The organism is Frateuria sp. Soil773, assembly GCF_001428405.1.
GTDB lineage: Bacteria > Pseudomonadota > Gammaproteobacteria > Xanthomonadales > Rhodanobacteraceae > LMSL01.
Map to the genome: position 1 here is coordinate 47124 of NZ_LMSL01000038.1, position 20779 is coordinate 67902.

General features: G+C 70.4%; 26 protein-coding genes and 1 other RNA gene. 16 read left to right on the plus strand and 11 right to left on the minus strand.

Features of this window, described 5'->3' with window-relative positions:
- Positions 1-20: 20 nt before the first annotated feature.
- Complete coding sequence (rpoZ, locus tag ASG87_RS11800; RefSeq protein ID WP_056005123.1) at positions 21-311, minus strand: DNA-directed RNA polymerase subunit omega; 291 nt, start codon at positions 309-311, stop codon at positions 21-23.
- Positions 312-513: 202 nt separating this feature from the next.
- On the opposite strand from rpoZ, the gene ASG87_RS11805 reads away from it, so the two are divergent.
- Positions 514-1347, plus strand: coding sequence for a VacJ family lipoprotein (locus ASG87_RS11805; RefSeq protein WP_056005125.1), 834 nt, complete (start codon positions 514-516; stop codon positions 1345-1347).
- A gap of 70 nt (positions 1348-1417) precedes the next feature.
- On the opposite strand, the gene ASG87_RS11810 is transcribed toward ASG87_RS11805, so the two are convergent.
- From ASG87_RS11810 to ASG87_RS11840, 7 genes are all read right to left on the minus strand, one after another.
- Positions 1418-1714, minus strand: a complete 297-nt coding sequence (locus ASG87_RS11810; RefSeq protein WP_056005126.1) for an STAS domain-containing protein — start codon at positions 1712-1714, stop codon at positions 1418-1420.
- Positions 1711-2385, minus strand: coding sequence for an ABC transporter substrate-binding protein (locus ASG87_RS11815; protein ID WP_056005127.1), 675 nt, complete (start codon positions 2383-2385; stop codon positions 1711-1713). Before ASG87_RS11815 ends, ASG87_RS11810 begins: the two co-directional genes overlap by 4 nt.
- Before the next feature lie 67 nt (positions 2386-2452).
- Positions 2453-3322 carry an outer membrane lipid asymmetry maintenance protein MlaD gene (gene mlaD, locus ASG87_RS11820; RefSeq protein ID WP_056005128.1) on the minus strand — a complete coding sequence of 290 codons (870 nt, stop codon included), beginning with the start codon at positions 3320-3322 and terminating at the stop codon, positions 2453-2455.
- Between the two features lie 45 nt (positions 3323-3367).
- Positions 3368-4138: a lipid asymmetry maintenance ABC transporter permease subunit MlaE gene (mlaE, locus tag ASG87_RS11825; RefSeq protein ID WP_056005129.1), complete on the minus strand. Its 771-nt coding sequence runs from the start codon at positions 4136-4138 to the stop codon at positions 3368-3370.
- Complete coding sequence (locus tag ASG87_RS11830) at positions 4135-4971, minus strand: ABC transporter ATP-binding protein (RefSeq protein WP_056005131.1); 837 nt, start codon at positions 4969-4971, stop codon at positions 4135-4137. Before ASG87_RS11830 ends, mlaE begins: the two co-directional genes overlap by 4 nt.
- A gap of 79 nt (positions 4972-5050) precedes the next feature.
- Positions 5051-5698, minus strand: coding sequence for a guanylate kinase (gmk, locus tag ASG87_RS11835; protein ID WP_056005133.1), 648 nt, complete (start codon positions 5696-5698; stop codon positions 5051-5053).
- The gene (locus tag ASG87_RS11840; protein ID WP_056005135.1) at positions 5695-6558 is read right to left on the minus strand and encodes a YicC/YloC family endoribonuclease; all 864 of its coding nucleotides are present in this window, start codon (positions 6556-6558) and stop codon (positions 5695-5697) included. Before ASG87_RS11840 ends, gmk begins: the two co-directional genes overlap by 4 nt.
- A gap of 80 nt (positions 6559-6638) precedes the next feature.
- Here ASG87_RS11840 and rph point away from each other — a divergent pair, with 80 nt between their 5' ends.
- The 9 genes from rph to cydX all read left to right on the plus strand — a co-directional run bounded on the left by rph (position 6639) and on the right by cydX (position 14347).
- Positions 6639-7370 (plus strand): ribonuclease PH, encoded by a 732-nt coding sequence (gene rph, locus ASG87_RS11845; protein WP_056005137.1) that lies wholly within the window; start codon positions 6639-6641, stop codon positions 7368-7370.
- Positions 7371-7375: 5 nt separating this feature from the next.
- Entirely contained in the window at positions 7376-7894 is a 519-nt protein-coding gene (locus tag ASG87_RS11850; RefSeq protein ID WP_056005140.1) for an N-acetyltransferase, read from the plus strand.
- A gap of 4 nt (positions 7895-7898) precedes the next feature.
- Positions 7899-8498, plus strand: coding sequence for an RdgB/HAM1 family non-canonical purine NTP pyrophosphatase (gene rdgB, locus ASG87_RS11855; protein ID WP_056005143.1), 600 nt, complete (start codon positions 7899-7901; stop codon positions 8496-8498).
- Positions 8495-9661, plus strand: a complete 1167-nt coding sequence (hemW, locus tag ASG87_RS11860) for a radical SAM family heme chaperone HemW (RefSeq protein ID WP_056005147.1) — start codon at positions 8495-8497, stop codon at positions 9659-9661. The genes rdgB and hemW overlap by 4 nt, the downstream gene beginning before the upstream one ends.
- Before the next feature lie 77 nt (positions 9662-9738).
- Positions 9739-11055: a Xaa-Pro dipeptidase gene (gene pepQ / locus ASG87_RS11865; RefSeq protein ID WP_056005150.1), complete on the plus strand. Its 1317-nt coding sequence runs from the start codon at positions 9739-9741 to the stop codon at positions 11053-11055.
- Between the two features lie 126 nt (positions 11056-11181).
- Positions 11182-11400 carry a cytochrome oxidase putative small subunit CydP gene (gene cydP, locus ASG87_RS11870; protein ID WP_056005153.1) on the plus strand — a complete coding sequence of 73 codons (219 nt, stop codon included), beginning with the start codon at positions 11182-11184 and terminating at the stop codon, positions 11398-11400.
- Positions 11400-12998 (plus strand): cytochrome ubiquinol oxidase subunit I, encoded by a 1599-nt coding sequence (locus ASG87_RS11875; protein ID WP_200949081.1) that lies wholly within the window; start codon positions 11400-11402, stop codon positions 12996-12998. The genes cydP and ASG87_RS11875 overlap by 1 nt, the downstream gene beginning before the upstream one ends.
- Before the next feature lie 72 nt (positions 12999-13070).
- Complete coding sequence (cydB, locus tag ASG87_RS11880; RefSeq protein WP_056005159.1) at positions 13071-14216, plus strand: cytochrome d ubiquinol oxidase subunit II; 1146 nt, start codon at positions 13071-13073, stop codon at positions 14214-14216.
- Positions 14217-14236: 20 nt separating this feature from the next.
- Positions 14237-14347 (plus strand): cytochrome bd-I oxidase subunit CydX, encoded by a 111-nt coding sequence (gene cydX, locus ASG87_RS19440; protein ID WP_082582928.1) that lies wholly within the window; start codon positions 14237-14239, stop codon positions 14345-14347.
- Positions 14348-14387: 40 nt separating this feature from the next.
- Here cydX and ASG87_RS11885 read toward each other — a convergent pair whose 3' ends face one another.
- The 3 genes from ASG87_RS11885 to ASG87_RS11895 all read right to left on the minus strand — a co-directional run bounded on the left by ASG87_RS11885 (position 14388) and on the right by ASG87_RS11895 (position 17803).
- On the minus strand, positions 14388-15779 hold the full coding sequence (locus ASG87_RS11885) for an alkaline phosphatase PhoX (protein WP_157511056.1): 1392 nt from the start codon (positions 15777-15779) through the stop codon (positions 14388-14390).
- 153 nt (positions 15780-15932) lie between these two features.
- Complete coding sequence (locus ASG87_RS11890) at positions 15933-17282, minus strand: aminopeptidase P N-terminal domain-containing protein (RefSeq protein ID WP_056005165.1); 1350 nt, start codon at positions 17280-17282, stop codon at positions 15933-15935.
- On the minus strand, positions 17243-17803 hold the full coding sequence (locus ASG87_RS11895; RefSeq protein ID WP_056005167.1) for a UPF0149 family protein: 561 nt from the start codon (positions 17801-17803) through the stop codon (positions 17243-17245). Before ASG87_RS11895 ends, ASG87_RS11890 begins: the two co-directional genes overlap by 40 nt.
- Before the next feature lie 99 nt (positions 17804-17902).
- Between ASG87_RS11895 and ASG87_RS11900 the strand changes: the two genes are divergently transcribed.
- The 6 genes from ASG87_RS11900 (at position 17903) to rpiA (ending at position 20473) form a co-directional block, all read left to right on the plus strand.
- Complete coding sequence (locus ASG87_RS11900; RefSeq protein ID WP_056005170.1) at positions 17903-18127, plus strand: TIGR02449 family protein; 225 nt, start codon at positions 17903-17905, stop codon at positions 18125-18127.
- Between the two features lies 1 nt (position 18128).
- Positions 18129-18437 carry a cell division protein ZapA gene (locus ASG87_RS11905; protein WP_056005173.1) on the plus strand — a complete coding sequence of 103 codons (309 nt, stop codon included), beginning with the start codon at positions 18129-18131 and terminating at the stop codon, positions 18435-18437.
- A gap of 6 nt (positions 18438-18443) precedes the next feature.
- A non-coding RNA gene (gene ssrS, locus ASG87_RS19445) (6S RNA) lies at positions 18444-18630 on the plus strand.
- A 93-nt stretch (positions 18631-18723) separates the two neighbouring features.
- A complete protein-coding gene (locus tag ASG87_RS11910) occupies positions 18724-19344 on the plus strand; it encodes a 5-formyltetrahydrofolate cyclo-ligase (RefSeq protein WP_056005176.1) in 621 nt (206 codons plus the stop codon).
- The gene (locus tag ASG87_RS11915; protein WP_200949075.1) at positions 19341-19838 is read left to right on the plus strand and encodes an EVE domain-containing protein; all 498 of its coding nucleotides are present in this window, start codon (positions 19341-19343) and stop codon (positions 19836-19838) included. Before ASG87_RS11910 ends, ASG87_RS11915 begins: the two co-directional genes overlap by 4 nt.
- Positions 19835-20473, plus strand: coding sequence for a ribose-5-phosphate isomerase RpiA (gene rpiA, locus ASG87_RS11920; protein WP_056005180.1), 639 nt, complete (start codon positions 19835-19837; stop codon positions 20471-20473). The genes ASG87_RS11915 and rpiA overlap by 4 nt, the downstream gene beginning before the upstream one ends.
- Positions 20474-20779 lie beyond the last annotated feature (306 nt).

Here is a 20779-nt window from a genome sequence, read left to right on the forward strand (position 1 = left end):
TCGACAGCCGCCGTCCTGCATCAGTCGTCCCCGCCCTTGGAGAGGTCGTCGTCCACTTCGGCCGCAGCCCACTCCAGCGCCTCGCGCTCGGCGCGCTCGCGCTCGGCCTTGTCGATCTCGTCGATGGTGGCCTGGTCGATGCGGCGGTCGGCGATCTCGCGCAGCGCCACCACGGTCGGCTTGTCATGCTCGGGGTTGACCGCCGGCTCGGCACCCTTTTCGAGCTGGCGGGCGCGCTTGGTCGCCATCAGGACCAGCTCGAATCGGTTGTCGACCACCTCGAGGCAGTCTTCCACGGTAATGCGTGCCATTGTGAAATCCTTAAGCGTTAAAGCGACTTATAAGGGTTGACAGTGTAGCCAGCCGCCGCTTGGCTGGCAATGCGGCATGCGCGTATCATGCGCGGTTTGCTGGCGGCAGGCCCGCCGAAAGACCGCCGAAACCTGTACACATTATAAAACCAAGCGGTACACTTATGCGGCACCCTTCCCCGTAGTGGATCCTTATACGCCGATGCCCCGCCTACTCCGCCTCCCCGCGCTCGGTCGCGTGCTGCCGTTGGCCCTGGTTGCGCTGCTGGCCGGCTGCGCCATCGCCAAGCCGCGTACCGACGATCCGCTCGAGAAGTTCAACCGCAAGGTCTACGCGTTCAACGACTCGCTGGACAAGGCGATCATCCGGCCCGTCGCCGTGGGCTACCGCAAGGTCACCAACCCGCCGGTGCGCCGCGCGTTCAGCGACTTCTTCACCAACATCCGCATGCCGATCACGGTGGCCAACGACCTGCTGCAGGCGCGCCCGAAGCAGGCGGTGCAGAGCACCGGCCGCTTCCTGGTCAACCTGACCCTGGGCGTGGGCGGCTTCTTCGACCCGGCCAGCCAGCTCGGCATCCCGCTGGAGGACAACGACTTCGGCGTCACCCTGGCCCGCTGGGGCGTGCCCGAGGGCGACTTCCTGATGCTGCCCTTCGTCGGCCCGACCACCGTGCGCGACGTGTGGCGCATGCCGGTGGACAGCTACTTCTTCGACCCGCTGAGCCTCTATGCGCGCAACAACCACTACGAGTACCACCAGCAGTACCTGCCGCAACTGTTCTACCTGGTGACCATTCGCGCGCGCGCGATCGACGCGGAGAGCTTCCTGGAATCGGCCTACGATCCCTACGTGTTCCTGCGCGACGCCTACCGGCAGCGCCGGCTGTACCAGATCTACGACGGCAACCCGCCGGCCTCCGTCATCCAGCAAATGCAGGGCCTGGACGACAGCAACTTCGATCCCGAGCAGTTGCTGGACGAGCAGCACCAGTGGGAGAACAAGCACTCGGGCCAGGCCTCGCGCCAGCCCTGAACCGGCCGGGACGCGGCGACGAAAAAGGGGCCCTCGGGCCCCTTTTCCATGCCGGCGGCGAGAGCCGTGCTCAGGCCATCAGGCCGTCCACCTCGCACACCAGCGCCAGCGCGCGCATGCCGGCGGGCACGTTGCTCACCTGCAGCGGGCGCCCGCGCTGCGCCATGTCGGCCTGCACCGCCAGCACGCAGGCCAGGCCGGCGCTGTCGCTGCGCTCCACGCCGGCCAGGTCGAGCCGGTCGCACGGCTCGGCGGCCAGCGCCTGGACGATCGCCGGCAACGCGGCGGCCGCGGTGGCGAACGTCAGCTCGCCGCCGACCCCGAGCACCCGCGGCGCCTCGCGCGACAGCCGGAACGCCTGGCTCATGGCGACGCCTTGCCTTCCTTCTCCATCGTCTCCAGCGCCTTCTCGCCCTGGGTCTCCAGGTTCGAGATCAGCTTGTCGATGCCGACCTTGCGGATCTCCGCATCGACCTGGTTGCGGTAGTTGGTGACGTAGGAGATGCCTTCGATGATCACGTCGTAGGCCTTCCAGTCGCCGCTCTTGCTCTTGCGGAACGCGTAGTCGACCGACAGCTTCTTGCCGTCGTCGAGCACCACCTGGGTGCGCACCACGGTGCGCTTGTCGTTGAGGTCGCCGTTGAACGGCAGCACCTTCACCGCGCCCTTGGTGTAGTTGAGCAGGCCTTCGGCGTAGCGGTGGGTGATCGAGTTGTAGAACGCCTTGGCGAAGCGGTCGCGCTGCTGTGGCGTCGCCTCGCGGGCATGCTGGCCGAGCACCAGGATCGAGGCGTAGTCGATGTCGAAGTGCGGCAGGAACACGTCGTCGATCACCGCGATCAACTTGTCCTTGTCGTTCTTCAGTTCGTCGCGGTGGCCGGCGATGGTGCTGTCCAGCTCGTGCGCGATGGTTTGCACCACCTGCACGGGCGTCTGCTGGGAAGCCGGCGCCGCGGCGGCGGCGTCCTGGGCGAAGACCGGTGCGGCGACCACGCCGCAGAATGCGATGGCGGTGGCGAGAGCCAGACTGCGCAACATGGGTTAACTCCTGGGTTCGACTGTCTGAGATTCGACTGTCTGCGGTTCAACTGCGGGAGGCCGGCGCCTACTGCTTGCCGGCCGGGGGAGTGGATGACGAACCTTCGCCCGGCTTCTTGTCGCCGGGCGAGCCGTTGACGAGGAACTTGCCGATCAGGTCTTCCAGCTGCATCGCCGACTGGGTCAGCACCATCTCGTCGCCGTCCTTCAGCGGCTCCGGCGAGCCGCCGGGCTGGATCGCAACGTACTGGGTGCCGATCAAACCGCTGGTGAACACCGCGGCGGCCGAATCGTCCGGGATCTGGCCGTATTTCTTGTCGATCGCCAGGGTCACCAGGGCGTCCAGCTTGACCGGGTCGGCCTGCACCGACTGCACGCTGCCGATGGCCACGCCGGCCATCTTCACCGGCGCGCCGGCGGAGAGCGCGCCGACGTTGGTGAAGCGGGCCTTGAGCAGGTAGGTGCCGCCGAGGTTGTCGGCCGAGCCGCCGGCGCCGAAGAACTTGCCCAGCATCTCCTCCAGTTGCTGCGCCGGCCTGGTCAGCGCCAGCGTGCCGCCGTCGGCCACGCTCTTGGCCGAGCTGCCGTACTGGATGCCGACGTACTGGTCGCCGAGCAGTCCGCTGGTGTAGATCGTCGCCACCGAGTCCACCGGGATCTTGCTGTAGCGCTGGTCGATCGACAGCTTCACGTCCGCCGCCTCGCGCGCCGGGTCGAGCGCGATCGACTGCACCTGGCCGACGCGCACGCCGGCCACCTTCACCGGCGCGCGCTCCTTCAACTGGCCGATGTTGGCGAAGTGCGCCTCGACCGTGTAGCTGCGCCCCTGGCGGCTGTTCGCCACCGAGGTGGTCTGGGTCGCCAGGTAGGCCAGCGCGGCGAAGCCGAGCACGATGAATAGGCCGGTGCCGACGGCATAGGAATTTCTCTGGCTCACGGCACGATCCTCGAAAGTTGGGTGGAAACGGTCATGGCGTTCGGGTCACATCAGGAAGGCGGTCAACACGAAGTCGAGCGCGAGGATCGCGATCGACGAGGCGACCACGGTGCGGGTGGTGGCATAGGCCACGCCCTCGCTGGTCGGCGGCGTGGTGTAGCCCTGGTACACGGCGATCAGCGAGACCACCGCGCCGAACGCGAGACTCTTGTAGAGCACGCCGTTCACCACGTCCTTCCACACGTCCACGGTGGCGGTCATGTTGGACCAGAAGGTGCCGTTGTCGATGCCCAGCCAGGTCACCCCGACCAGGTGCCCGCCGAAGATGCCCAGCGCGCAGAACACGCAGCACAGCAGCGGCATCGCGATCAGCCCGGCCAGGAAGCGCGGCGCGGCGACGTAGGCGATCGGATCGACCGCCATCATCTCCATCGCGGCGATCTGGTCGGTGGCGCGCATCAGGCCGATCTCGGCGGTGACCGAGGTGCCGGCGCGGCCGGCGAACAGCAGCGCGGTCACCACCGGGCCCAGCTCGCGGTAGATCGCGATCGCCACCACCGTGCCGCTTGCCGCGGTGCCGCCGAAGATCGACAGCACGTAATACAACTGCAGGCCCAGCACCATGCCGACGAACAGGCCGCAGACCATGATGATGGTGAGGCTCATCGCGCCGACGAACCACAACTGGCGCACCGTCTCGCGGCCGTGCCGGAAGCTGCGCGGCACCGCCGCCAGGATGGTCAGCAGGAACAGTCCGCAGGCGCCGATCTGCGCCAGCGCGTTGGCAACCACGTTGTGCCGCGGCTGCGCGTTCATACCTGCCCCCTGACGAAGCCGAGCGATTGCGCCAGGTCGCCGGCCGGGTACTGGAACGGCACCGGGCCGTCGATCTCGCCGCCGAAGAACTGCCGCGTCCACGGCGAGCCGTCGTCGGCGATGGTCTTCGGATCGCCCTGCGCCACCACCTTGCCGTTGGCGATGAGGTAGATGTGGTCGGCCACCTGCTTGATCGCCTCCAGCTCGTGCGCCACCAGCACGCTGGTGATGCCCAGCGTCTCGTTCAGGGTGCGGATCAGCCGCAGCACCTGGTTCAGCGCGATCGGGTCCAGCCCCACGAACGGCTCGTCGTACAGGATCAGCATGGGATCGAACACGATCGCCCGTGCCAGCGCCACGCGCCGCGCCATGCCGCCGGACAGTTCGCTCGGCATCAGCGCGGCGGCACCGCGCAGGCCGACCGCCTGCAGCTTCATCAGCACCAGGTTGCGCACCAGCACCTCGGGCAGGTCGGCGTGCTGGCGCAGCGGGAAGGCGACGTTCTCGAACACGTCGAAATCGGTCAGCAGGGCGGAGTTCTGGAACAGGTAGCCGATCCGCTCGCGCAGCTCGAACAACTTCTCGCGCGACAGCGCCGGCACGTTCTGGCCGTCCACCCACACCTCGCCGGCGTCGCCGCGCATCTGCCCGGTGATGTGCTTGAGCAGGGTAGTCTTGCCGGTGCCGCTGGGCCCCATGATCGCGGTGATCTTGCCGCGCGGGATGTCCAGGTCCAGCGCGTCGAAGATGGTCTTGCCGTTGAGCACCGTGGTCAGGCCGCGCACGCGCACCAGGGCGCTGTCGGCGGGCGTGGCGCGAACGGGGTCGGTCATGGGCGAAGGCACCGTGGGAAAGCCATGGAAGGTAGCGTAAGACGGTGGCGAAGGCTACGCGGCGGGCCTTTCCGCCCGCTTACCGCGGCCCCTCCGCGGCCAGCAGCTCGGCGATCAGCGCCTCGTGCCGGCGCCACTGCAGCGCGCTGCGCTGGCGCACCGCGCGCACGATCGCCTGCAGGTCGCCCAGCGCGTCCTCGAACCGGTCGTTGACGATGATGTAGTCGAACTCGTGCGCGTGGCCGATCTCCTCGCGCGAATTGTGCAGCCGCCGCTCGATCACCTCGGCGCTGTCCGAGCCGCGGCCGCGCAGGCGGCGCTCCAGCTCGCGCCGCGAGGGCGGCAGGATGAACACGCTGACGCAGTCGGGCTGGCTGCGGCGGATCTGCCGCGCGCCCTGCCAGTCGATCTCCAGCAACACGTCGCGCCCCTGCCCCAGCAGCCCCTGCACCGTGGTGCGCGAGGTGCCGTACAGGTTGCCGTGCACCTCGGCGTGCTCGAGGAAGACGCCGTCGGCGATCTCCCGCTCGAACTCCGCCCGTTCGACGAAATAGTAGTGGCGGCCGTACTCCTCGCCCACGCGCGGCGGCCGCGTGGTGTGCGACACCGACAGCGAGATCGCCGGCTCGCAGGCCAGCAGCGCGTTGACCAGGGTGGACTTGCCGGCGCCGGACGGCGCGGCGACCACGAACAAGGTGCCTTCGCGCGGAGAGCCCTGGGCGTTCATTCGATGTTCTGCACCTGTTCGCGCATCTGCTCGATCAGCACCTTCAGCTCCACCGCGGCGTTGGTGCTGCGCGCGTCCACCGACTTGGAGCCGAGCGTATTCGCCTCGCGGTTGAACTCCTGCATCAGGAAGTCCAGCCGCCGGCCCACCGGCTCCTTCAGGCCCAGCACGCGGCGGGTCTCGGCGATGTGCGTGGCGAGGCGGTCGAGCTCCTCGTCGACGTCGCAGCGGGTGATCTGCAGCACCAGCTCCTGCTCCAGCCGCCCCGGGTCGGCCGGCTGCCTGAGGTCGGCCAGCCGCGATTCGAGCCGCGCGCGCAGGCCGGCGCGGATCTCCGGCATCCAGCCACGCACGTCGGCGACGATCCGCTCGATCGCGTCGAGCTTGTCGCGCAGGATCTCCTCCAGCTTGGCGCCCTCGCGCTCGCGGGTGGCGCCGAGCGCGTCGAGCGCGCGGTCCAGCACGTCGAACAGCGCCGCCTGCACGGCCTCGGGGTCGGCCTCGGCCTGCTGCAACACGCCGGGGAAGCGCAGCAACTCGGTGAACTCGATGCGCATCTTCGGGAAGCGCGCGTCCAGGTCCAGCGACAGCTCGGACAGCCGCGCCAGCAGCGCCTGGTTGACCTGCAGCGCCTCGCCGCGCGCCTCGCTGCCGCGCAGGCGCACCGTGAGGTCCACCTTGCCGCGCGACAGCTTCGCCGCGATCCGCTCGCGCAGTTGCGACTCGAAGCCGCGCAGCTCGTCCGGCAGGCGCGGGCTCAGTTCCAGATAACGGTGGTTGACCGTGCGCAGCTCGCAACCGAGCGTGCCGGTGGGGCCGGCGGCTTCGGCGGAGGCATAGGCCGTCATGCTGCGGATCATCGGTGGCCTGCGGGATGAAGGAAAAGAGCGCAATGGTAAACTCTCCCGTCCCGCCTTGCCCAATCCAGGCCGCCTCCACGATGAATTCCGCCACCCGCCCCAGCGGCCGTGCCAGCGACCAGCTGCGCGCCGTCACCCTCGAGCGCCACTACACCCGCCACGCCGAAGGTTCGGTCCTGGTGGGCTTCGGCGACACCCGCGTGCTGTGCACCGCCAGCATCGAGGACCGCGTGCCGCCGTGGCTGCGCGGCAAGGGCGAGGGCTGGATCACCGCCGAGTACGGCATGCTGCCGCGCGCCACCCATACCCGCATGCAGCGCGAGGCCGCACGCGGCGGCCAGGGCGGCCGCACCATGGAGATCCAGCGGCTGATCGGGCGCAGCCTGCGCGCCTGTATCAACCGGCAGGCGCTGGGCGAGCGGGTGATCACGCTCGACTGCGACGTCATCCAGGCCGACGGCGGCACCCGCACGGCGGCGATCACCGGCGCCTACGTGGCCCTGGTGGACGCGGTGAACGCGCTGATGAAGCGCGAGAACCTCAAGCGCAACCCGGTGATCGGCGCGGTCGCCGCGGTATCGGTGGGTGTCTACAGGGGCGTGCCCGTGCTCGACCTCGACTACGCCGAGGACTCCGACTGCGACACCGACATGAACGTGGTGATGAACGACGGCGGCGGCTTCATCGAGGTGCAGGGCACCGCCGAGGGCCATGCGTTCCGCCGCGGCGAGATGGACGCGATGCTGGCGCTGGCCGAGAAGGGCATCGCCGAACTGGTCGCCGCGCAGCGCGCCGCGCTGGCGACGGCCTGAGAACGATGGCGCGACTCCTTTTCCGCGCACCGCGGCCCGACGAGCCGGATGCCGTCCAGGCCGTCCATGAGGCCGCGTTCGGGCGGACGGACGAGGCCGCGCTGGTGCGCCGGCTGCGGCAGGCCGGCGACAGCCGGCTCGAACTGCTGGCCGAGGCGGACGGCGAGGTCGTCGCGCACGTGATGTATTCGCTCGTGCGCATCGAACACGGCGACGACGGCCACGCGCTCGGCCTGGCCCCGCTGGGCGTGCTGCCGCCCTGGCAGCGGCACGGCGTCGGCAGCGCGCTGGTCCGCCGTTCGCTGGACGTCCTGCGCCAGGCCGGCACGGCACGCTTGGCGGTGGTGCTGGGCGACCCGGCCTACTATGCGCGCTTCGGCTTCGCGCCCGCCGCGCAGGCCGGGCTGCACGACGTCTACGGCGGCGGCGACGCCTTCATGGCGCTGGCGCTGCGGCCCGGCGGCCTCGACGGCTGCCGCGGGCGCGTCGATTACGCGCCCGCCTTCGACCAACTCCCGGAATGACCCCATGCAGCGCATCGTCCTCGCCAGCAGCAATCCCGGAAAGCTCAAGGAATTCGGCGCCCTGCTCGCCGACAGCGGCCTCGAGGTCGTGCCCCAGGCCAGCCTGGGCATCGCCGACGCCGAGGAGACCGGGCTGACCTTCGTGGAGAACGCGCTGCTCAAGGCGCGCCACGCCGCGCAGGCCAGCGGGCTGCCGGCGCTGGCCGACGACTCGGGCCTGTGCGTGGACCACCTCAACGGCGCGCCCGGCCTGTATTCGGCGCGCTACAGCGGCGGCCACGGCGACGCGGCCGCGAACAACGCCAAGCTGCTGCGCGCGCTCGACGACGTGCCGCCGGAACGGCGCGGCGCCTTCTTCATCTGCGTGCTGGTGCTGCTGCGCCACCCGGAAGACCCGGCGCCGCTGGTCGCCGAGGCGCGCTGGCACGGCCGCATCCTCGCCGAGGGCCGCGGCAGCGGCGGCTTCGGCTACAACCCGGTGTTCCTGCCCGAGGGCTACCGGCAGAGCGTCGCCGAGATGGACGATGCGCTGAAGAACCGCCTCAGCCACCGCGGCCAGGCGCTGGCCCTGCTGCGCGAGCGCCTGCGCGAACTGCACCCGTGAGCCTCTGCGCGCCGCCGCTGGCGCTGTACGTGCACATGCCGTGGTGCGTGAAGAAGTGCCCGTACTGCGACTTCAACTCGCACGGCCTGCGCGGGCAGCCGCCGCCGTACGCCGAGTACGTCGGCTGCCTGCTGGCCGACCTGGACGCCGACCTCGCCGACTTCGGCGCCGCCGCGCGCGGGCGCGAGATCGCCAGCGTGTTCTTCGGCGGCGGCACGCCGAGCCTGTTCGCGCCGGAGCTGGTCGCGCGCTTCCTCGACGGCGCGCGCGCGCGGCTGCCGTTCGCCGAGGCCTGCGAGGTCACCCTGGAGACCAATCCCGGCACGGTCGAGCACGGGCGCTTCGACGGCTACCTCGCCGCCGGCGTCAACCGCCTCTCGTTCGGCATCCAGAGCTTCGACGACGACAAGCTCAGGCGCCTGGGCCGCATCCATTCCGCGGCGGAGGCCGAGGCCGCGGTGAAATCCGCGCAGGACGCCGGCTACGCCAACCTCAACCTCGACCTGATGTACGCGCTGCCGCAGCAATCGCTGGACGGCGCGCTGGCCGACGTCGAGCGCGCGCTGGCGCTGGCGCCCACGCACGTCTCGCACTACCAGCTCACGCTGGAGCCGAACACCGCCTTCGCGGCCAACCCGCCGCCCCTGCCAGACGACGACCACGCCTGGGCGATGCAGGAGGCCTGCCAGGCGCGCCTCGCCGACGCCGGCTACGGCCAGTACGAGATCTCCGCCTACGCGCGGCCCGGCCGGCAGTGCGCGCACAACCTCAACTACTGGCAATTCGGCGACTACCTCGGCATCGGCGCCGGCGCACACGGCAAGCTGAGCGATGCCGCCGCCGGCACCGTGCGGCGCCGCTGGAAGACGCGCCACCCGCGCGCCTACATGGAGGCCGCCGGCGGCCCCGCACGCATCGGCGGCGACAGCGTCGTCGGCGCCGAAGAACTGCCGTTCGAGTACATGCTCAACGCGCTGCGCCTGATCGACGGCGTCCCCGCGGACGCATTCGGCCGGCGCACCGGCCTCCCGGCCGACGCCATCCGCCGGCCGCTGGACGACGCGATCCGGCGCGGCTGGCTGGTGGACGATCCGCGCTGGCTGCGCACCACCGCCCTAGGCCAGCGCTTCCTCAACGACGTGATCGCCGCTTTCCTCGACTGACCGCGGCGCGGCCGCACGCGCGAGCCCGCCGTATCATGGAAGGCCCGCCGCCTTTCCCGCTCGCCCAGGAAATCCCCATGACCGACCGCCTCGCCCCGCTCTATCCCCAGCACCTGGCCACCCTGCGCACGCATGCCGACGAGGCGCTCGCGCTGGGCGGCTTCGACCACCTGGTGATCGCCGCCGGCCAGCCGCCGCGCAGGTTCCTCGACGACCAGGACTACCCGTTCGTGGTCAACCCGCACTTCAAGCACTGGCTGCCGCTCACCGACGCGCCGGGCAGTTGGATCGCCTACACCCCGGGCAGCCGGCCGAAGCTGGTCTTCCTGCAGCCGCGCGACTACTGGCACGCGGTGCCCGAGGCGCCCAGCGGCTACTGGGTCGAGCACTTCGACATCGTGACCGTGCGCGATGCCGCCGCCGCGGCGGCCGAGCTGCCGGGCGGCCGGCGCGCGGTGATCGCGCCCGAATGCCCCGCCGTCGACGGCGTCGAGGCGAACAACCCCGCCGCCGTGCTCGACTGCCTGCACTGGCACCGCAGCTACAAGACGCCGTACGAGCTGGAACTGATGCGCGAGGCCAACCGCATCGGCACGCGCGCGCACCGTGCGGCGGAACGGGCGTTCCGCGCCGGCGAGAGCGAGTTCGGCATCCACATGGCCTACCTCGCCGCGGCGAGGCAACTGGACGCCGAACTGCCCTACGCCAGCATCGTCGGCCTCAACGAACACGGCGCGGTGCTGCACTACACCCGCTTCGACCGCCGCGCGCCGGCGCAGAGCCGCTCGTTCCTGATCGACGCCGGCGCCAGCACGGCCGGCTACGCCAGCGACATCACCCGCACCTACGCCGCCGCCGGCGCAAGCGGGTTCCAGGCCCTGGTCGACAGCGTGGACGCCGCCCAGCAGGGCTTCGCGGCCCGGGTGCGCGCGGGACAGAGCTATCCGGAGCTGCACATCCACGCCCACCACGTGCTGGCCGGCGTGCTGCGCGAGCACGGCATCGTGCGCATGAGCGCGGAAAGCGCGGTGGAATCAGGGGTGACCTCCACCTTCTTCCCGCACGGCCTGGGCCACCCGATCGGCCTGCAGGTGCACGACGTCGCCGGCTTCCAGCAGAGCGAACGCGGCGGCAGCATCGCGCGCCCGGACGGCCACCCGTACCTGCGCATGACCCGCGTGCTGGAACCGGGCATGGTGGTGACGATCGAGCCGGGCCTGTACTTCATCGACATGCTGCTGGCCGAGCTGCGCGACAAGCCGTTCGCCGCCGACATCGACTGGGCCAGGGTGGACGCGCTGCGCCCCTACGGCGGCATCCGCATCGAGGACGACGTGGCGTGCACCGACGGCGCGCCGGAAAACCTCACCCGCGACGCCTTCGCGCAAGGCTGAGGCGCGCCGGCCGGCCGCAGCGGCGGAACCGTCGCTGCGGCAATCCACCGCTGCGACATTGCTCCGCAGCGACACTTTCACGCCGACAGGCGTAAGCTCCGCCGGGTGCCGCTCGGAGCTTCCCGCGTGTCCCAGTCGCCCGCCGAAACGCCCGCCGTTCCACTCCCGCGCCGGCCGCTGCGCCGGCTCGGCGTCGAGCTGGTCCTCCTGGTCGTCGCCAAGATCGCGCTGCTGACCCTGATCTGGTGGGTGGCGATCGCGCCGCATCCGAAGCCCGACACCCGCCCCGCCGCGATCGAGCGGCTGCTCGCGCCCGCCCCCACCGCCTCGCAAGGTTCGCCATGATCATCGCCGCCGACGTCGTCACCCTGTCGCGCCTGCAGTTCGCGCTGACCGCGCTGTACCACTTCCTGTTCGTGCCGCTCACGCTGGGCCTGGTGTGGATGCTCGCCATCATGGAGAGCGTCTACGTGATGACCGGGCGCGAGGTGTGGAAGCGCATGGTGCAGTTCTGGGGCGTGCTGTTCGGCATCAACTTCGCCATGGGCGTGGCCACCGGCATCACCATGGAGTTCCAGTTCGGCATGAACTGGGCCTACTACGCGCACTACGTCGGCGACGTGTTCGGCACGCCGCTGGCGATCGAGGGGCTGATGGCGTTCTTCCTCGAAGGCACCCTGATCGGCGTGTTCTTCATGGGCTGGAACCGCATCTCGCGGGTGAAGCACCTGCTGGTGACCTGGTTCCTCGCCCTGGCCACCAGCCTGTCGGCGCTGTGGATCCTGATCGCCAACGCGTGGATGCAGAACCCGGTCGGCGCCGCCTTCAACCCCGAGACGATGCGCATGGAGGTCACCTCGTTCAGCGAGGTGTTCTTCAACCCGGTGGCGCAGGCGAAGTTCGTGCACACGGTGAGCGCCGGCTACGTGATGGGCGCGATGTTCGTGCTGTCGATCAGTGCGTGGTACCTGCTGAAGGGACGCAACACCGACTTCGCCAAGCGATCGATGACGGTGGCGGCCAGCTTCGGGCTGGCGGCGGCGCTGAGCGTGGTGGTGCTGGGCGACGAGTCCGGCTACACCGTGTCGGAGAACCAGAAGATGAAGATGGCGGCGATCGAGGCGATGTGGGAGACCGAGCCGGCGCCCGCCTCGTTCACCGTGTTCGGCATCCCCGACGTGAAGAACCACACCACGCACTTCGCGCTGCGCGTGCCGTGGGTGATGGGGCTGATCGGCACCCGCTCGATCGACCAGGAGATCCCCGGCATCGCCAACCTGGTGGAAGACACCAAGGGCAAGATCGGCAACGGCATCAAGGCGTACGACGCGATGCTGGTGCTGCGCGAGGACAAGAACGACGCGCAGGCGAAGGCGATCCTCGCCGCGCACGACAAGGACCTCGGCTACGCGCTGCTGCTGAAGAAGTTCATCGACGACCCGCGCCGCGCCACCCCCGCGGACATCCAGAAGGCGGCCGACTCGACCATCCCCGACGTGCCGGTGCTGTTCTGGTCGTTCCGCGTCATGGTCGGCTGCGGCTTCTATTTCATCGCGCTGTTCGCGTTCTCGTTCTGGCAGGCCAGCAAGCGACGGCTGGACGCGCACCGCTGGTACCTGAAGCTGGCGCTGTGGAGCCTGCCGCTGCCGTGGGTGGCGGCGGAGCTGGGCTGGATCGTCGCCGAGTACGGCCGCCAGCCGTGGGCGATCGAGGGCATCCTGCCGACCGCGCTGGGCGTGTCCTCGGTCACCGCCGGCCAGGTCTGGACCTCGCTGGGCGGCTTCGTGCTGTTCTACACCGCGCTGGCGGTGATCGACGCGGTGCTGATGGTGAAGTACGCCCGCAAGGGACCGGACGGGCTGGGCATCTGGCCCGCCGCCTCCCCGCTCCCGCCGGGAGAGGGTGCCCGGAAGGCTGAGGGCACGGCCGGAGCGCAGCCATGAATTCCCGCCCTGCCCTGCGGATCGCGCATCCGACCGGTGCCGCCGCACGCCCCAACCCTCACCCCCAAGCACATGGAGATTGCCGCCATGTTTGACTACGAAACCCTGCGGGTGATCTGGTGGGCGCTGCTCGGCGCACTGCTGATCGGCTTCGCGCTGATGGACGGCTTCGACTTCGGCATCGCCGCGCTGCTGCGCGTGCTGGGCCGCGACGAGGACGAGCGGCGCGTGCTGCTGGAAACCATCGAGCCGACCTGGGAAGGCAACCAGGTGTGGTTCGTGCTCGGCGGCGGCGCCAGCTTCGCGGCGTGGCCGCTGCTCTACGCCACCGCGTTCTCCGGCATGTACTTCGCGCTGGCGCTGGTGCTGCTGGCCTTCATCCTGCGCCCGGTCGGCTTCAACTTCCGCGGCAAGATGCACGACCCGCGCTGGCGCGACCTGTGGGACTGGGTGCTGGTGGGCTCGGGCGTGGTGGTGATGCTGGTCAGCGGGGTCGGTTTCGGCAACCTGTTCCTCGGCCTGCCGTTCCGCTTCGACGGCGACCTGCGGATGAGCTGGCAGGGCGGCTTCTTCGACCTGCTGCATCCGTTCGCGCTGCTGGCGGGCCTGGTCAGCGTGGCGATGCTGCTGACCCACGGCGCCTGCTGGGCCGCGCTGAAGGCCGACCATGCGGTCGCCGCGCGCGCGGTGCGGGTCGCCCGCGTCGCGGCCCTGGCCTATGCCGTGCTGTACGTGCTGGCCGGCATCTGGCTGGCCTACGGCGTGCCCGGCTACGCGGTGGTCGGACCGGTGGTCGCCGACGGCGTCGCCAATCCCCTGTACAAGCAGGTCGCGGTGGGCGGCAGCTGGTTCGCCGGCTACCTGCTGCATCCGTGGTTCTGGATCGCGCCGGTGCTGGCGCTGGTCGGCGCCGTGCAGGTGCAGTGGCAGGTCGGCCGGCGCGGGCTCGGCGGCTTCCTGGGCAGCGGCGCGATGGTGGCCGGCACGATCCTATCGAACGGCTTCGCGCTGTTCCCGTTCCTGCTGCCGTCCAGCCTGGACCCGCGTTCCAGCCTCACCATATGGGACGCCTCCTCCAGCCGCGCCACCCTGCTGCTGATGCTGGCCGCCACCGCGGTGTTCCTGCCGCTGATCGTGCTCTACACCGGCTGGGTCTACCGCGTGATGCGCGGCCGGGTGACGCTGGAGCACGTGCGCGGCAACGGCCACGGCTACTGACCTTCGAAGGAGATCCGCCCATGTGGTACTTCGCCTGGATCCTCGGCCTCGGCCTGGCCTGCGCCTTCGCCATCCTCAATGCGATGTGGTACGAGGTGCACACCCGCAACGAGCAGGAGCGCGAGCCCTGACCCCTCGCGGGGCGGCGTCCCTGCCGCCCCGCCGCGCGCGTTACCTGGCCGCAGACGGCAGCATGACCTCGAAGGTGACGCCGCCGTCGTTCTCGCCGGTGGTGCCGCGCTGCGAGCTGAAGTACAGCCGGCGGCCGTCCGGCGACAGGGCCAACCCGGTGACCTCGCTGTCGTCGTGGCCGACCAGCCGCATCAGCGGCTGCGAGCTGCCGTCGTCCATCCGCAGCACGCCGATCTCCAGGTTGCCCGAATCCTCGGCGACCAGGATGTCGCCCAGCGGCGAGACGATCAGGTTGTCCGGCTCGTCGATCGAATGCTTCGCCGGGTCGCCCTGCTTGCCGTCGTAGATCAGCTCCAGCGTCTCATGGTTGGTGTCGTAGGCCCAGATCCGGTAGTTGAACGAGGTGACGAAGTACACGATGCCGTCGTGGAACCACATGCCCTCGGCCTTGGGGAAATGCTGCCCCGGCGGGACGCGGCCGGCCGCGCGGTGGCTGTCGCGCACCGCCTGCTGCGGCCGGTCCGGCTGCAATGCGTCCACCCATTCCACCGGCTGCGGCACGCCGAAGTCGATCGTCGAGGCGTAGCCGGGCGAGCTGAGGTCCACGTCGTCGGGCATGCCCTTCACCCGCAGCACCTGCAGCCGTCCGCGGCGCAGCTTCGGCCGCCGCCGGCCCTGCGGCCAGTCGCCGTGCGCGCAGGCGAAGCGGTAGATGCGGCCGCCGCCGCTGGCGCCCGCGTCTTCGGTCATGTACAGCGCCGCGCGGTACGGATCGACCGCCACCGCCTCGTGCGCGAACAGGCCGAGCGCGGGCAGGCTGCGCGCCTCGCCGCCGTCCGGGCGCCAGCCGTTGCCGCGCCCGCAGCGGACGAACGGGTCGCACTCCCATACCATACCGCTGGCGTGCTCCTCGCACGACAGCCAAGTGTTCCACGGCGTGGGACCGCCGGCGCAGTTGGACGTGGTGCCTTCGAGGATCGGATAGGCGTCCACCGGCACGCCGCGGCGGTCGAAGCGCAGCGCGCCGACGCCGCCCATGCCGTCGTCCAGCTCGGCGTTGCTCACGTAGACCCAGCCGCCGCCGGGCGTCGCGAAGGTGGCGCCGCCGTCCGGCGCGCCGTGCCACAGGTACGGGCTGGGCGCGCAGCGCATCCCCGAGCGCGCCACGATGCGCGAGCCGAAGCCGTAGGGCAGCATCACGCCGTTGGCGTCGGCCGGCTGCAGCGCGGAGAACGACGCGAACGGGCTGCGCCGCCCCGGCCACGGCCAGCGCGGACCGCGCGCGCCGGCGTCCGGCAGCGCCGCGGCGAGGCTGCCGGATGCCAGCACGCCGGACAGGCCGATCGCGCCGGCCAGCATGAAGCTCTGGCGCAGGAACGCGCGCCGGCCGGGCATGTCGAGGGGGATCACGGGAGGGGTGGGCCGAGACATCGCGCGCTCCAGGCTGCCTTGTGGGGCCTGCGATGCTGGTTGGCGCGTATGACAGGCCGGTGAAGGAATCGCGCGCAGGTGGCGATTTGCGTACCGGCCTCACACTTTTGCCTTCCGCGCCGCGCGGACCGGCCGCACCGCCCGCGCCACCCGTCAATCGCGCGCGTGCAGCAGAGCCTCGATCGCCTCGGCGTCCTTCGGCACCGCCGCGGTGAGCACCTCGTTGCCGTCGCGGGTGACGACGACATCGTCCTCGATGCGGATGCCGATGCCGCGCCAGCGCTCGGCCACCGAGCGGTCGTCCGGCGGCACATAGATGCCCGGCTCCACCGTCGCCACCATGCCCGGCTCCAGCAGGCGCGGCTCGCCGCCGACGCGGTAGTCGCCCACGTCGTGCACGTCCAGGCCCAGCCAGTGGCCGGTCTTGGCCGGGAAGAACGCCTTGTAGGCGCCGCTGGCGATCGCCGCGTCGGCGTCGCCCCTGAGCAGGCCCAGCACGCACAGGCCCTCGGCGATCACCCGCACGGCGGCGCGGTGGGCCGCGTCGAACGGCCGCCCCGGGCGCACCTCGTCGATCGCCGCCTGCTGCGCGGCCAGCACCACCTCGTACAGCGCGCGCTGCTCGCGCGACCAGCGCCCGCCGGGCGGGAAGGTGCGGCTGATGTCGGAGGCGTAGCAGTCCACCTCGGCGCCGGCGTCGATCAGCAGCAGCTCGCCCTCGCGCAGCGGGGCGCGGTTGGCCTGGTAGTGCATGGTGCAGGCGTTGGCGCCGCCGGCGACGATCGGCGGGAACGCAGCCACCGCGCCGCGGCTGCGCATCACCCGCATCAGCTCGGCTTCCACCTCGTATTCGTGGCGGCCCGGGCGGGCCAGCCGCATCGCCGCCAGGTGCGCCTCGGCGGCGATCCCGGCGGAAGCGCGCATCAGCTTCAGCTCGGCGCGCGACTTGTACAACCGCAGGTCGTGCAGCAGGTGGCCGAGCGCGACGAATTCCTTCGGCACCACGCCGCCGCCGCGCAGCTGGCGCAGCCGGCGCATCCAGCCGAGCAGGCGCGCGTCGAAATCCGGCTCGCGGCCGAAGTGGCAGTAGACCCGGGCGCGGCCCTCGATCATCCCGGGCAGGATGTCGTCGATGTCGTCGATCGGGAAGGCGTCGTCCACGCCGTAGGTGCTCACCGCGCGCTCGGTGCCGATCGACTCGCCGTGCCAGCGCTCGTGTGCGGGATCGCGCTCGCGGCAGAACAGCACCGCCTCGCCGTGCCGCCGGCCGGGCAGCAGGGCGAGCACCGCGTCGGCCTCGGGGAAGCCGGCCAGGTAGTGGAAATCCGAGTCCTGCCGGTACGGCCAGGCGGCGTCGGCGTTGCGCATGCGCTCGGGCGCCGCGGCGACCAGCAGCGCGGCGTCCTCGCCGGCCATCTGCATCAACTGCCGGCGGCGGCGCGCGAATTCGTCCGGCGCGATGCTCAATGCAGGGTGTCGCTGGCCGGCTTGCCGGTGTGGCATTCGGTGAACAGCAGCATCGCGCCGACCCGCACGAACTCGTGCACCTCGATCAGCGCGTCCTCGTCCTCGTTCTCGTTGCCGAAATCGAACGACGAGGCGGCGATCGTGCCCAGGTCGCGCAGGATCTCCTGCGCCTCGTCGGACAGCTTCGCGTGCGCGTCGGCGCCGGCCAGCCCGAAGCCACCGAGGAAGCCGCGACACCAGTCGACCAGCGCATCCGCGCGCTCGGACAGCGGCCGGTCGTCGGCCGGCAGCAGCGGCTCGAAGCCCAGCTCCGGGTCGGCCAGCTCCAGCTCGCTCTGCGCGGCCAGCCGCTGCAGCAGCTCCAGCGAGGCCGGCGCCTGCGCCACCTCCTCGCCGTCCAGTTGCAGCAGGGCCAGCACCGGCTGCCTGCCGACACGGCCGCCGCCGGCCAGATAGCCGCACAGCGAGCCGTGCAGTTCGCTGGCGTCGGTGCCCAGGCGCAGCCGGATCACGGCGTCGTCCAGGTCGTCGAAATGGATCGGTCCAGTGGCCGTCATGGCGTACTCCTCGCGTCGGACCGACAGTTTAATGCAGCCGCTCCGGCACCGCGGCCGGGCGCGCAGTTTTGCCGGACCGGCCTGCTATAGTTCCGGCCCATGAGCCAGCCCGACACCGTCCAGCACGAGATCGAAGCCCTGAGCCAGCAACTCGACCGCCTGCTCGAGATGGTGCGCCGGCTCACCGAGGAAAACCGCAGCCTGCGGCACAGCCAGGAACAACTGGCGAACGAACGCGCCGGCCTGATGGCGCGCAACGAACAGGCGCGCAGCCGCGTCGAGGCGATGATCCAGCGCCTGAAGGCGCTCGAGAGCAATAGCTGATATGAACACACCTGCCAGCGAACCGGTCGCGCTACGACTGATCGATCGCGAATTCCTGATCGCCTGCGCGCCGGAAGAGCGCGAGGGCCTGCTGGAGGCGGCCGGCTACCTCGACCGCAAGATGCGCGAACTGCGCGCCAACGCCAAGGCGCCCGGCTTCGACCGGCTCGCCGTGCTGGCCGCGATCAGCGTGACCCACGAGTACCTGGCGTTGCGCAAGCAGCACGATGGTGCCGACCAGAGCGTGACCGACGGACTGGCCGCGTTGCGTCGCAAGCTTGAAGCGGCGCTCGACGCCTCGGTAAAATAGCCACGGCGTTTTCTGCGGTGTGCGCCAGCACACTCTTACATTTGCCTTGTTCCTAAATACGGCCCCGGGTCGGCTTCACATCGGTCGTTGTGCATGTCCGCCGCGTGCGGAAAGCCTCGAGACCATGTAGCTCTCCCACCTGATCCATCGTGGATCAAGGTCGTTTGGTGGGCAGCGGCATCGCGGTTGACGCCACCTCTTTCCGCCCGGTCCGGCGCCTCGTGCGCCGGGCGGGTCCGGCGACCTACGGCAGCGCCCCCGCGGCGTTTTCTGGAGAAGCGCGAACGTGGACGCCATCGCCCAACGCCGCGAACTGCGCCGGCAACTGGCCGAGCGCCGCCGGGCGCTGTCGCCGGCGCAGCGCATCGCCGCCGCCCAGGGGCTGCGGCACAGCCTGGAGCAGCTTCCCGAATACCTCACCGACGCGCGCGTGGCCGGCTACTGGGCCAGCAACGGCGAGCTGCCGCTGAACCTGGTGATTCCGCCGCTGGCCGGCCGCGGCCAGCAGTTCCTGCTGCCGGTGCTGGCGAAGGAGCGGCAACTGCGCTTCGCGCCGTGGCAGGCCGGCGACCCGGTGGAACCGAACCGCCACGGCATCCCCGAGCCGGCCGCCCCGCGCGAGCTGCTGGCGCCGTTCCAGCTCGATCTGGTGCTGGTGCCGCTGCTGGCGTTCGACCGCCGCGGCCACCGGCTCGGCTACGGCGGCGGCTGGTACGACCGCAGCTTCGCCTTCCTCAAGGACCAGGCGCGCCCCACCGAGCCGCTGCTGGTCGGCATCGCCTACGACTTCCAGGAACTGGAACGCATCGAGGCCGAGCGCTGGGATGTGCCGCTGGACTACGTCGCCACCGACCGCGAGCTGATCGACTGCACCGCCACCGCCCAAGACCGCGAGACCGACGCATGAGCCCCGCCCGTCCCCGCCAGCCTGCCCGTATCAGCCATTGGCTGATGAAATCCGAGCCGGACGCCTTCTCCATCGACGACCTCCGGCGCAAGGGCCAGGAAGCCTGGGACGGCGTGCGCAACTACCAGGCGCGCAATTTCATGCGCGACGGCATGCGCCCGGGCGACAAGGTGTTCTTCTACCACTCCAACTGCGCCGAGCCGGGCATCGTCGGCATCGCCGAGGTAGCCACCGACGCCTACCCCGACCCCAGCCAGTTCGACCCCAAGAGCGCCTACTTCGACGCCGCCAGCTCGCGCGCCAACCCGCGCTGGATGCTGGTGGAGGTGAAGTTCGTGAAGAAGCTCAAACGCACCCTTTCGCTGAAGGAGCTGCAGGCGCAGCCTGCGCTGGCCGGCATGGCGCTGGTGCGCAAGGGCAACCGGCTGTCGGTGATGCCGGTGGAAAAGGCCGAGTGGGACTACATCCTCAACCTGGAAAAACACTCCGCATGAGCAGCAACGAAAAGCGCCTGGCCGGCGAGGCCGCGATCCGCTACGTGGAGGACGGCGCCATCGTCGGCGTCGGCACCGGCTCCACCGTGGCCTACTTCATCGATGCGCTGGCCGACCTGAAGGACCGCATCCAGGGTGCGGTGTCCAGCTCCGAGCAGTCCACCGCGCAGTTGAAGAAGCACGGCATCCCGGTGCTCGACCTCAACGCGACCGGCCCGCTGGCGCTGTACGTCGACGGCGCCGACGAATGCGACCCGCACCGGCAGCTTATCAAGGGCGGCGGCGCCGCGCTGACCCGCGAGAAGATCGTCGCGGCGGCGGCGGCGAAGTTCGTCTGCATCATCGACTCGAGCAAGCGCGTGGACCTGCTCGGCCGCTTCCCGCTGCCGATCGAGGTGATCCCGATGGCGCGCAGCCTGGTCGGCCGCGAGATCGCCCGGCGCGGCGGCCACCCGGTATGGCGCGACGGCACGGTCACCGACAACGGCAACTGGATCATCGACGTGCACGGCTGGCAGATCGCCGACCCGGTCGCACTGGAGAGCGAGCTGAACCAGCTCGCCGGCGTGGTCAGCGTGGGCCTGTTCGCGCGGCGCCCGGCCGACGTGGTGCTGGTCGGCGACCAGGTGATGTAGCTGCCGCGGTGCGGCAGCTGGCGTCGATGTAGCACACGACGTTTCGTGTTCCACAAAGAGCGGCCCATAAGGGCCGTTTCTCGTTAACAGGCGCCGGAATCGAATCCGCCTCGACCCCCATCCATCCGTACCGTCCCCAGCCCGTCATCCCAGCGAAGGCTTGGATCCAGAGGCTTCAGCCCTCGAAGCGCAACGGCACTGGATTCCGGCCTTCGCCGGAATGACGTCCATGGAAGNCTCTCGGGTTTGCCGGTATCCAACGGCAGCTTCACCACAAACCCACCCCTCAAGCTCGCCATCCCCCCA